Raw genomic sequence first — 11,788 nt, forward strand, 5'->3', positions numbered from 1 at the left:
CAGCAAAATTAGTTATCGCCAATCTCGTCCAGAAGAGCTTCATCTTCCTTGGAAGCCTCTGTATCAGCCGGCTGATAAGAGCCGGACATTGCAGCTGCCTGAGCAGTCTGTGGCGCAAGCTCCTGACGATTATGGTTTACAACATCCATGCATGCCTGAAGAGCATCGATGAATCCTTTATATTTGCCGCCAGCATCCTCAAGAGTCTGGGTAAGTACGGAACCGATGTTTGCCATCATGTCATCTGTGTATGTGATCGCGCTGAGACGAATGCTGTTAGCATCCTGTGTAGCGGAATCCAGAATCTCCTGAGCCTGACGATTCGCTGCATTGATAGTCTCGTTTGCCTGCGCATATGCTTTCTGCATGATCTCATGCTGGGTAACAAGCTCCTGAGCTTTATTCTGTGCATCTGCGATCAGTGCATCTGCCTTGGTCTGTGCATCCTCAAGGATGGCATCCTTATTGCTGATGATCTTCTGATAACGTTTGATCTCGTCCGGAGTCTTAAGACGAAGTTCACGAAGAAGCTCTTCGATTTCTTCTTTATTCACTACAATCTTAGTTGTAGAAAGTGGCTGATATTTACAACTGTCTACATATTCTTCGATTTCTTCAATGATCTGTTCAATTCTGCTGCTCATAGTAAACTCTCCTTATTCTATTTCTTCAAATCGTGCATCTTTTTCTTAACAGCTTCGGTAATTTCCGGCGGAGCAAATTTGCTCAGGTCGCCATCATAGCCTGCTACTTCTTTCATAATAGTAGAGCTAAGATATGCATATTCCAGGCTTGTCGTCAGAAACACGGTGTCAATATCCGGAGCAAGCACCCGGTTTGTCTGTGCCATCTGCAGTTCAAATTCAAAATCTGTAACTGCACGAAGCCCGCGCACGATCACCTGTGCATGATTCTCTCTGGCAAAGTTCACAGAAAGACCCTTGAATGCCTTGATTTCTACATTCTCCATGTCTTTTGTTGCCTTTTCTAGTATATTAACACGTTCTTCAACAGAAAACAACGGACTTTTTGCAGAATTATGCAAAACTCCTACGATTACTTTGTCGAAAGATACGCTTGCACGCTTGATTATGTCCAGATGACCATAAGTGGCCGGATCAAAACTTCCTGGATAAACAGCTATTACCATGTATTTTTCTCACTTTCCCCGGCATAAAAAGATATGCTTGTTAGTTTTGTATTCTTTGGAACGCAGCTGTCTGTAGCCAAGATCTTCCACATAACCGAAATCTGTAGCAAGGTCAGCTTCCACGATGATCAGTGTATTCTCATCCAGAATACTGCTGTCCTGAAGGTATTCCAGAACCTGACGCTCCAGCTCATGGTTATATGGGGGATCCATAAATATGCAGTCAAAAACGCCCTTTCCTTCTAAGGAACGAAGGGCCTGCATCACGTCCATATTCAGCAGTGTACCACTATCTGCAAGTTTTGTAAATGTCAGATTTTCTCTTATGCATGTGCATGCCTTGGGATTTTTTTCAACAAAAACAGCCCGAGCTGCTCCGCGGCTTAATGCCTCAATGCCGATTGCACCGCTTCCGCTGAACAGATCAAGGAAGTGACAATCCAGAAGTTCAGGCTGAAGAATATTAAAAAGAGTTTCTTTGATGCGGTCTGTGGTCGGGCGTGTGTCCATACCCGGCACAGTCTTAAGGTTCAGTCGTCTTGCTTTTCCTGCGATGACTCTCATTTCAGATTCAGTCTCCAATCCAGATCACCACGGGCCAGTCCAAGAATAAGAAGTTCTGCAGTAGCGATATTGGTCGCCACCGGAATATTATACTGGTCACAGCGCTTTACAATAGCTGTGATGTCTGGCTCCTTTGGATCTATCATAACAGGATTATAGAAAAGTATTACCATATCCAGATCCTGCCGCTCTACCATTTCCATGAACTGCTTATCGCCTCCGATACTGCCCGGTAAAAACTTATGGACATGAAGACCGGTGGCTTCCTCAATTCTTCTTCCTGTAGTGCCGGTAGCATATACTTCATGCTTGGCCAGGATGTTCTTATAAGCGATACAGAAATCTTCAATGAGAACTTTTTTACTATTATGTGCAATGATACCTAAATTCATAGTTCACCTCTCCCATTTCTTTCTGTTTATTGTACCAATTATAGCAAATTGACAAAAGAAGTGCAACAAAAACGTTTGAATATATACAAAATTCATTATTTGTTAAGAATTTGTTTTTAAATGACGTATTGATTTATTTGGTTTTTTTATATTTTATTGTGCAAATCAGCTCCGTATTCTACCGCTACGCTTCATTTTTTAGCCTTATTACATGAAAATTCTTCTGTATAAGTATATGAATACGCACAATTTTCATAATTTTCGCACATTTAAAGATAAAAATTTCACAATTTCTTTTTATATGTAAAAAAATATAACAACCCACTTTTTTTTGCATATTTATATGAGAAGCGTATTGTTTTCAATAGTTTTCAATAATCTTCACAGCTGATTTTTGTTTGTTTACACCATTTTATTTTCCTCCAAATCATCCCAAGGTTTCAGACCCATTTCCTCCAAGGTGATACCATACGGTGCACCTCCGGAGGTATAACCGGCAATAAAGAAAAATCGGTCATCTTGCAAGATCTCTTCTTTAGCCAGATTATCTCTTGTTTCTTTTTTCAGTTTTGCTCTCATCTGTTGTTTCTTTTGTTTTGCAACAGCTGCTTTTTCTTCCGGTGTTTTCTTATGTTTTTTTGTCATAAGTATTTCTAGTGTAATTCCATTCTGAATGTCTTCTTTCATCAGCATAATCATTGTATCAGGATAAAGTTCACAAAGTATCCGCAATACGTTCCCATAAGTTCATGTCATTATTGAAATCGTACATATTTCAGTATAAAAAGTTCACTATTCAAATTCTGATTATTATTTCTCCATATACTCTTCTGCCATATGTACTGCCATAGCACCATCTGCCACTGCTGTTACTATCTGACGAAGTAACTTTGTTCTGACATCTCCTACAGCATAAACACCCGGAATACTCGTTTCAGTGTTTTCACCTGCCACAATATATCCTTTATTATCCAGTTCTATCTGATTATCTAAAAAATCTGTTGTCGGTTTTCTTCCTATACTCACAAACAGGCCGTCACATTCTATAATGTTTTCTTCTCCTGTAACTGTATCTTTCAACCGCACACCAGTCAATCGTTCTCCATAAATCAGTTCATTTACTGTATTATTCCATCGAAACTCTATATTTTCAGTTTTCATCAGCTGGTCATGGTAGATTTTCGTTGCACGTAATGTATCTCTACGATGAACAATGATGACTTTCTTAGCAATTCGACTTAAAAGAGCAGCATCTGATACAGCAGAATTTCCACCACCAACAACCACCACGATCTTATCTTTATAAAACATACCATCACAGGAGGCACAATAAGCAACCCCATGACCTATCAATTCTTTTTCTTTAGCGAGACCAAGTTCTCTTGGATTTGCTCCAGTAGCAATCACTACTGTTTTCCCAATATAAATTCCCGAACTAGTTTCTACTCTCTTAAGCTTTCCTGTTAAATCCATATTAAAAACTTCAGCATATTCACTTTTAGCGCCAAATTTTTCCGCCTGTTTTTGCATTTTCTCTGCCAATGAAAATCCGTCAATTCCATTTTCAAAACCAGGATAGTTATCAATCTGCCAGGTCAATGACATCTGACCACCTGCAGATAATTTTTCTAAAACAATTGTATCAAATCCTGCTCTGGCTGCGTATAATGCTGAAGTATACCCTCCAGGTCCTCCCCCCACGATAATCATATCGTAAACATGATTTTCATTCATACAGCAGTCCTCCTTTTATTTTTCCAATGCTTCATTAATAAAATTCTCTATCATTATTTTTGATTCAGGTGCAACAATAGAATCTATTGCCTTTCCATCTCGATATAAAACCAGCGTAGGAATTATCTCAATCTTTTCAGCTTCTGCAATCTGTGGTTCTTCATCAATATTTACTTTTCCAGCAATAAGAATATCGCTGTATTCTTCACTTATTTTTTCATAAGCCGCTCCAATTCTACGGCAATAACCACACCAAGGTGCCCAGAAATCAACCAAAACCGGTTTTTCTTTATGAATTAATTGTCCAAACTTTTCTTTATTTATATTTATTGATGTCATATTTTTCAACTCCTTCTCCTGTTTGAACTTAATATATCGCATAAAAGATCTTGCTTCTGTGATGATATCACAGAAAAGATAATTTACTTTATTACACTTCTTTTTATTTCTATTTGTGGCATATGCCAGTTACATAATTGACGCATCTAAAAAAAGCAAGTATACTATATTCGTAAAGGAGATAACGGTTATGAACTTCGAAAATTGTTTTCCACTATGGAATGACTTAAATACAACACAGAAAAAAATAATTTCAGACAATTTAATCACACAGTATGTAAAAAAAGGGACAATCATTCACAATGGAAACCTGGATTGCACTGGATTATTACTGGTTAAATCCGGGCAGCTTCGAACCTACATACTTTCAGATGAAGGACGAGAGATTACACTTTACCGTCTGTTCGATATGGATATGTGTCTTTTATCCGCCTCATGTATCATACGCTCCATTCAATTTGAAGTAACCATTGAAGCAGAAAAAGATACTGATCTTTGGATCATCCCTGCTGAAATCTATAAGGGCATTATGAAGGAATCTGCTCCCGTCGCAAACTATACCAATGAGTTAATAGCCACCCGTTTTTCTGATGTCATGTGGCTGATTGAACAAATCATGTGGAAGAGTTTGGATAAGCGTGTTGCTTCATTTCTTTTAGAAGAGACCTCTATCGAAGGAACAAACGAGCTGAAAATCACTCATGAGACGATTGCTAATCATCTTGGTTCCCACAGGGAAGTTATCACTCGAATGCTTCGATACTTTCAAGGCGAGGGTCTCGTCAAACTCTCCCGCGGCAAAATCACAATCCTTGATCCAAAAAGACTGGAAACACTCCAAAGGTCATAAAATTGTTTTTCTGTAACATATAAAGAAGAATCCTCCATTTATCAGAATTATGAAAGTCATTCTAATAAATGGGGGATCTTTTTATATTACGAGAAAATTATAAAAATATTATGATTATTTTTAATAATCCATACCACATGCATATGCCTTTTCAATCAGCGCACGGTCATTGACAACTGTATCATAGAAGCGGAATCCGCCGGAGAAGTTGTATGTTTCATATCCATTTCCTTCCAGAATACGACTGGCAATATAACTTCGCAGCCCACTCTGGCATATCAGGTAAACAGGCTTTCCTTTCTCAATTTCATTGATACGTTCCCTTAGTTCATCTACAGGAATGTTTTTGAATCCATTCATATGCCCCCTGTTAAATTCACCTACAGTTCTCACATCCAGCAACACAACACTTTTATCTCTAGAAATCTTATCCATATCTTCCAGATGCCATTGTTTTAAGGTACCTTTTGCTATATTGTCTATCATGAATCCTGCCATATTTACAGGATCCTTGGCAGAGGAATAAGGCGGTGCATATGCGAGATCCAAATCCTTCAGCTGGGTTGCCTTCAGCCCTGCATGGATTGCTGTTGCCAGCACATCAATACGTTTATCAACTCCTTCATATCCAATAATCTGAGCACCAAGCAAACGATAGGTCTCTTTTTCAAAAACCACTTTCATGGTCATCACTTTTCCACCAGGATAGTAACCGGCATGACTCATAGGAGAAAGAATTACTGTATCTACCTCTAATCCTGACTTTTTGGCATTGGTTTCATTGATACCTGTAGTGGCTGCTGTCATATCAAACACTTTTATAACGGAGCTTCCCTGACTGCCAAGGTAACGACTATCACCGCCACAAATATTATCAGCGATGATCCTGCCCTGTTTATTGGCTGGTCCTGCCAAAGAAATCAGCGCATCATTACCCGTAACATAATGTTTTACCTGAACTGCATCACCTGCAGCATAAATATCCGGTACAGAGGTTTCCATTCTGTCATTCACTATAATACTTTCCTTGATGCCAAGTTCCAGACCGGCTTCTTTTGCTAATACTGTGTCTGGTGTGACTCCGATTGCCAGAACTACCATATCAGCCTGAAGGGATGGATTATCTTTCAACAGGACCTCCACTCCGTTGTCTTTTTCTTTAAATCCTTCTACTGTATAGCCCAGTACCAGTTTTATCCCATGCTTTCTCATTTCATTATGGATCATGGATGCCATATCCGGGTCAAAAGGGTTCATCAGCTGCTTAGGCCGCTGGACAATCGTAACATCCATGCCAAGCTCCCTCAAATTTTCTGCCAGTTCCAGACCAATAAAACCGCCACCTGCCAATACAGCCGATTTTGGATGATTCTTATTTATATATTCCTTTATCCGAAAAGTGTCTTCTACAGTACGAAGTGTAAAAAGTTTATCAATACCTACTCCGGGAAGTCTCGGCTGTGTTGGCTTTGCACCTGGAGAGAGGATCAGCTTATCATATTTTTCTTCAAATATCTCACCATTCTCTAAATTTTTCACTGAAACCGTTTTACGTTCCGGATGTATGGAGATAACTTCATGATGAATTTTCATGTTAATACGGAAGCGTTTAAAAAAACTCTCTGGTGTCTGTAGTGTAAGTTCTTCCGGGTCTGTGATCACGTCTCCAATATAATATGGAAGTCCACAATTTGCATAGGATATGTATCCGGATCTTTCAAACACAGTAATTTCAGCATGTTCATTCAGTCTGCGTATTCTTGCTGCGGCTGTAGCTCCTCCGGCTACACCTCCTACAATTATTACCTTCATCTTATTTTTCCACCTTTCCTGAGTAAGCTGCAATGCCACCGATATTATTTACTTTAGAATATCCCATTCGTTGCAGTATCCCAGTTGCCTGGCGGCTTCGTGAACCGGAATAACAGTATACAAACAGTGGGATATCCTTATTCTTCGCTACAGAAGCAATATTGTCAAGTTGCTGCAACGGCACATTTTTACTTTCTGGTATATGTCCTTCCTGATATTCCTGCGGTGTACGTACATCCAGCAGAACTGCATCATCAGTCCTTTTATATTCTTCTATGCCTTGATTAATATTCGACTGTTTAAAGAGATCAAAAAATCCCATTAGCACACCTCCCTAAAGCATTTCTAAAATCGCATTCTTAGGTCTCGCCCCTGAAACCTGCTGTACAATCTTCCCATTCTTCATAACCACTAAAGTCGGAATGCTCATAATACTGAACTTATTTGCCAGTTCAGGCTCTTCATCTACATTAATCTTTCCAACTTTAATATCTCTACGCTCACTTGCAATCTCCTCTACAATAGGTACTACCATGCGGCAAGGCGCACACCAAGATGCCCAAAAATCTAAAAGAACGGGTTTATCGGAATTCAGTACTTCGTTCTGAAAATTATTTTTATTGATATTAATAGCAGACATTTTACAGTCCTCCTTATCTTTTTCTTTTTGTAGATTTATTATAATCTTAATTTCATTTATTTTCCGTGATTACATCACCATACCTCATTAACTTAACTTCTTGCCATACCATCTACACTTAATATAACACCTGTAATGTAACTCGCCTCATCTGAAGCAAGAAACACAAACGCATTGGCAATATCTTCTGGCTGTCCAAGACGACGCAATGGAATTCTTTCAATCATAGGTTCGATAACTTCCTTTGGCACGGCCTTCATCATATCAGTTTCTGTAATCCCAGGTGCAACAGCATTAACACGAATACCTTTAGGTCCTAGTTCTCTTGCTAATGATACAGTCAATCCGTTTACTGCAAACTTCGATGCCGGATAAGCAAACCCACTTGGCTGTCCCGAAATACTCACCATGGAAGAAGTTGAGAGAATGACCCCCTTGCCTCTTGCCACCATACATTCTGCTGCTACACGAGTAGTATTAAATACTCCTTTTACATTTAGATCCATGACTTTATCAAAAGTCTCCTCTGTATAATCCATAAATGAGGTGTTTTCTGAAATCCCTGCATTATTTACCAGTATGTCGACACATCCATATTTTTCAGTTGCCTCTTTAAAAGCCTTTCTGACAGACTCCATGCTTGCCAGATTTGGACTAATTCCAGCAACTATTGCATTGGGATATTTTTCTTTTAATTTATCTACAGCAACATCTGCCGATTCCTGTGAACTTGCTGCCAACACAACTGAAGCACCTTCCTTCAAGAATTTATCAGCTGTAGCAAATCCTATACCACGGCTTCCACCCGTAATGATTGCAACTTTATCTTTTAATCTCATTTAGACTACCTCCTTACTTTGTTTGTAGTTACATTATAAGCAAAAGGTAAATCATTTTCTGTGATATCATCACAAACTATCGCAATAAAAAACCCTGTTGCTCACACGCACCAGGGTTTCAGACTGTAGACAAAGGGGGATGTGAAATAAGTCCCCTTTTGTGTATTTCAAATCAGTTCTGTTAATACTTTAATGAAGAAGATCACGATCACCACAATCATAACCGGTTTTACGATCTTGTGACCGTTTGAAGTAAAGCTATGACTTCCAAGATAATTCCCTGCCATGTTACAAACTCCTGCTGCAATTCCCAGTGGCAAAAGCACTTTGCCATTGATCAGAAATACGACAAGTGCTGTGATATTGGTTGTCAGATTGATTGCCTTTGTGGCACCTGCTGCATCGTTTAATGTCATATGACAGAAACCGGTAAATAAAAGCATCAGAAATGTTCCTGTTCCCGGTCCGTAAATCCCATCATAAATACCAACTACGGCTGCGATCAGAATACTTTTAAAAATCAGCATTCCATTGATCACTTCTGTTGCATTTTCGTCTTTTCCTTTCAGTGCTTTGCTTCTCAGTACATAAAACAAAATGACCGGAAGCACAACCAGCATGGCGATCTTTAAAGCTTTCTCCGAAATCAGAAGAGCCAGATGAGATCCTATCCAGGATCCGGCAATTGCACCAAAAACTGCCGGAATACAGATTTTCCATTTCATAAAGCCTTTTTTCATGTAGTGAAAAGATGCCACGAAAGTTCCCATGGAGCTGCTCATTTTATTTGTTGCAATTGCAGTATGTACCGGCAGTCCCGCAATCATATATGCCGGAAGTGAGATCAGTCCGCCTCCTCCGGCAATCGAATCCACAAATCCTGCCAGAAATACAAAAAAACATACTACCAGATAAACTAAAACCACATTTTCTCCCACGTTCCCTGTCCTCAATTTCCTTTTGTATTTTTATTATTTTTTCATCGCAATCAATGTCGGGCGAAGAATCTGTACGTATTCTTCATACATTACTTCTCGCAGAAAATCTACATATTCCCAGAAAGTCAGCTCACCGTCCGGTGTAAGGATTTCAAAATCTGTATCATACACATTTACAAACAATCCCGTCTCCTGAAGTCCGTTCCGAAGATAAAAAGCCTTTCTTTTTTTGCGTTCTTCAGCATTTTCTGCTTTTTCATCCTGTGTTTCTATTTCAAAAATATATTTATGATTTTTGAACTTTTTAAGTAATGCCTCCAGTCCCCTGCTTCCATATCCGTAATTTCTTTTCTCCGGTACAATTGCATAATAATCCAGAAGCGCCCTATCCTGCTCCGCATCGATCAGATTGATTGCCAGTCCTACGAATTCATCTTCGTCAACCATTGCAAGCATCTCCATCTTTCCATCTGCTACCAGGTTTTCCATTACCTGCAGGGGCTTTTTCTCCTGTTCCGGAAATGCTTTATCATAAAGATCATAAAGCTGCCATTTATATTTTGCGCCTTCATCGGCAATGTTTACAAGTTTCATTTTTCTCTCCTGCTTAATTATTGATCATATCCGGCCATGACAGAATTTCTCCGGCAATCTTTTCTTCATAATCGCCCTCAATATCCTCACTTCTGCCTGCCTCATAGATATTTGTCTCTGCACCCCAGACTCCATCGTGATATTCCCACACATGGAATTTCAGTCCGCGGAACATAAAATCCAGACTTCCGCATCCGTCTTCTTCGGTATATTCAAACCTGATATTTTTTTGATTCAATGCATCCTGTACTGTCTGCAATCTCATATTCATTCCCCCGTCTTGCATATTTATTAGTTATTGCTGTTCACAACAACACCTGTTTGTTACTGTTCACTCCGTTCACAGCAACTTGGTCAAAATCCATTCCAAAACACCTCGCGGAATACTGCCTGTGTTCACAGCAACACCTGTTTTTCTAGTATAACACATCTTCGGCGGTTGTCTATTGTAAAAAACGCTTCGATGATTTATTATAGTAAATAGCGAAATAATGAGGAGTGTAACCTTATGACTACAAAAATGGTTTTTCATGGAAGTGACATAGAAAAAATATGTGACTACTATCATTTAAATAAAGAAGATATCGTTAAATTCGGGGCAAATGTCAATCCTCTTGGCCTCTCCGCCTCTGTAAAAAAAGAAATTGCAGAAAATGTCGATCTTTTTTCTTCTTATCCGGACAGAGATTATGTATCTCTCAGAAATACGATCTCAGAATACTGCAGGATTCCTGCTGAATTTATTTTACCGGGAAATGGTTCCAGTGAACTGATCTCACTTCTGATTCAGGAACGTGCGCCGAAACACACCCTGATTCTCGGACCGACATATTCCGAATATTCCAGAGAACTTTCTTTCTCCGGAAGCACACAGGAATATTATCATCTGCGAGAAGAACGAAATTTCACTCTCGATGTAGAGGATCTATGCAAAACTCTGGAAAACGGTTATGATTTCCTGATTCTCTGCAATCCGAATAATCCGACTTCCTCTGCGATCATGCAGGAAGATCTCCGCAAACTGATCGCATTCTGTGCAGATAAAGATATTTTTGTCATGATCGATGAAACTTACGTAGAGTTCGCACCAGATGTCGAAGAAATAACTGCAATTCCTCTGACCAGAGAATTTACCAATCTTATGGTACTGCGTGGTGTTTCTAAATTTTATGCTGCACCGGGCATGCGTCTCGGTTACGGAATTACCGGAAATATGGAATTTCTTTCCAAAATGCGAGAAAAACAGACGCCATGGTCACTGAACAGTCTTGGTGCCTTTGCCGGAGAGCTGATGCTTCGTGACCACGACTACATTCAGGAAACGCGTGATCTGATCCTCGATGAGCGTGACCGCATGGAGCAGGAACTTCAAAATATCCCTACTTTTAAAGTTTATCCTGCCTATGCCAATTTCATCTTATTAAAAATCCGCCGGGACGGTCTGACTTCCGCCGATGTCTTTGAGGCCTGCATCAAAAAAGGCCTGATGATCCGCGACTGTTCTTCCTTCCAGTGCCTGGACGGCGAATTTGTCCGCTTCTGCATCATGATGCACGACGATAATACAAAACTCTTAAACGTACTGAAGCAGCTGTAATCCAGCTGCTTCAGACTGTAGACAAAGCCCTGCTTTTGCAGGGTTTTGCTATTGTTGGAACCGCTTTTCTGATATAATAAATATCAGAAGGGCGGTGTTTTTTATGATGACGAAAAATGCAGATAAAAACAGAGAACAAATGATGATGTTTTCCATGGATGACATGGTACCTCAAAACCATATGCTGCGATTGATTGATAAAGCAATCAATTGGAATTTTATTTATGATCTGGTTGAAGAAAAATACTGTCCGGATAACGGCCGTCCCAGTATGGATCCCGTCATGCTGATAAAGATACCATTCATTCAGTATCTCTATGGGATAAAAAGCATGCGTCA

Annotated in this window: 17 protein-coding genes; 3 read left to right on the forward strand and 14 right to left on the reverse strand. The window is 39.6% G+C overall.

The genetic code is table 11. The features are described 5' to 3' along the window. Nucleotides 1-8: 8 nt before the first annotated feature. The 7 genes from AB5642_RS13935 to AB5642_RS13965 all read right to left on the reverse strand — a co-directional run bounded on the left by AB5642_RS13935 (nt 9) and on the right by AB5642_RS13965 (nt 4,179). Nucleotides 9-644 (reverse strand): ATPase, encoded by a 636-nt coding sequence (locus AB5642_RS13935; RefSeq protein WP_118583101.1) that lies wholly within the window; start codon nt 642-644, stop codon nt 9-11. Between the two features lie 17 nt (nt 645-661). Then, nucleotides 662-1,150, reverse strand: coding sequence for a pantetheine-phosphate adenylyltransferase (gene coaD, locus AB5642_RS13940; RefSeq protein WP_118583104.1), 489 nt, complete (start codon nt 1,148-1,150; stop codon nt 662-664). 9 nt (nt 1,151-1,159) lie between these two features. Then, nucleotides 1,160-1,714 carry a 16S rRNA (guanine(966)-N(2))-methyltransferase RsmD gene (rsmD, locus tag AB5642_RS13945; protein ID WP_148463401.1) on the reverse strand — a complete coding sequence of 185 codons (555 nt, stop codon included), beginning with the start codon at nt 1,712-1,714 and terminating at the stop codon, nt 1,160-1,162. After that, entirely contained in the window at nt 1,711-2,106 is a 396-nt protein-coding gene (locus tag AB5642_RS13950) for a methylglyoxal synthase (RefSeq protein ID WP_021926957.1), read from the reverse strand. The genes rsmD and AB5642_RS13950 overlap by 4 nt, the downstream gene beginning before the upstream one ends. 402 nt (nt 2,107-2,508) lie before the next feature. Further along, nucleotides 2,509-2,799: a hypothetical protein gene (locus AB5642_RS13955; RefSeq protein ID WP_368370072.1), complete on the reverse strand. Its 291-nt coding sequence runs from the start codon at nt 2,797-2,799 to the stop codon at nt 2,509-2,511. A gap of 117 nt (nt 2,800-2,916) precedes the next feature. After that, a complete protein-coding gene (gene trxB, locus AB5642_RS13960) occupies nt 2,917-3,840 on the reverse strand; it encodes a thioredoxin-disulfide reductase (protein WP_026648815.1) in 924 nt (307 codons plus the stop codon). A 15-nt stretch (nt 3,841-3,855) separates the two neighbouring features. Further along, entirely contained in the window at nt 3,856-4,179 is a 324-nt protein-coding gene (locus AB5642_RS13965; protein WP_005330449.1) for a co-chaperone YbbN, read from the reverse strand. Between the two features lie 115 nt (nt 4,180-4,294). Between AB5642_RS13965 and AB5642_RS13970 the strand changes: the two genes are divergently transcribed. Next, nucleotides 4,295-5,029 carry a Crp/Fnr family transcriptional regulator gene (locus AB5642_RS13970; RefSeq protein WP_334285474.1) on the forward strand — a complete coding sequence of 245 codons (735 nt, stop codon included), beginning with the start codon at nt 4,295-4,297 and terminating at the stop codon, nt 5,027-5,029. Between the two features lie 120 nt (nt 5,030-5,149). Here the strand turns inward: AB5642_RS13970 and AB5642_RS13975 are convergent, their stop codons facing one another. From AB5642_RS13975 to AB5642_RS14005, 7 genes are all read right to left on the reverse strand, one after another. Next, on the reverse strand, nt 5,150-6,841 hold the full coding sequence (locus AB5642_RS13975; RefSeq protein ID WP_226836682.1) for an FAD-dependent oxidoreductase: 1,692 nt from the start codon (nt 6,839-6,841) through the stop codon (nt 5,150-5,152). A gap of 1 nt (nt 6,842) precedes the next feature. Next, nucleotides 6,843-7,163, reverse strand: coding sequence for a rhodanese-like domain-containing protein (locus AB5642_RS13980; RefSeq protein ID WP_005421613.1), 321 nt, complete (start codon nt 7,161-7,163; stop codon nt 6,843-6,845). Nucleotides 7,164-7,175: 12 nt separating this feature from the next. Beyond that, nucleotides 7,176-7,481 (reverse strand): thioredoxin, encoded by a 306-nt coding sequence (trxA, locus tag AB5642_RS13985; protein ID WP_005421612.1) that lies wholly within the window; start codon nt 7,479-7,481, stop codon nt 7,176-7,178. Nucleotides 7,482-7,573: 92 nt separating this feature from the next. Then, nucleotides 7,574-8,320 (reverse strand): SDR family NAD(P)-dependent oxidoreductase, encoded by a 747-nt coding sequence (locus AB5642_RS13990; protein WP_005421611.1) that lies wholly within the window; start codon nt 8,318-8,320, stop codon nt 7,574-7,576. A gap of 167 nt (nt 8,321-8,487) precedes the next feature. Continuing rightward, entirely contained in the window at nt 8,488-9,246 is a 759-nt protein-coding gene (locus AB5642_RS13995) for a TSUP family transporter (protein ID WP_118583172.1), read from the reverse strand. A gap of 45 nt (nt 9,247-9,291) precedes the next feature. Continuing rightward, on the reverse strand, nt 9,292-9,852 hold the full coding sequence (locus tag AB5642_RS14000; protein WP_173716727.1) for a GNAT family N-acetyltransferase: 561 nt from the start codon (nt 9,850-9,852) through the stop codon (nt 9,292-9,294). A 13-nt stretch (nt 9,853-9,865) separates the two neighbouring features. Then, nucleotides 9,866-10,117 (reverse strand): kinase, encoded by a 252-nt coding sequence (locus AB5642_RS14005; RefSeq protein ID WP_118583122.1) that lies wholly within the window; start codon nt 10,115-10,117, stop codon nt 9,866-9,868. A gap of 243 nt (nt 10,118-10,360) precedes the next feature. Here AB5642_RS14005 and AB5642_RS14010 point away from each other — a divergent pair, with 243 nt between their 5' ends. Together AB5642_RS14010 and AB5642_RS14015 are read left to right on the forward strand one after the other, a co-directional pair. Next, entirely contained in the window at nt 10,361-11,449 is a 1,089-nt protein-coding gene (locus AB5642_RS14010) for a histidinol-phosphate transaminase (protein WP_148463575.1), read from the forward strand. 103 nt (nt 11,450-11,552) lie between these two features. Then, on the forward strand, nt 11,553-11,788 hold a 236-nt coding region (locus AB5642_RS14015; protein ID WP_368371698.1), incomplete at its 3' end, for a transposase.

It is taken from the genome of Ruminococcus sp. 1001136sp1_2201st1_G3_2201SCRN_220225 (assembly GCF_040924365.1).
Lineage (GTDB): Bacteria > Bacillota > Clostridia > Lachnospirales > Lachnospiraceae > Blautia_A > Blautia_A faecis.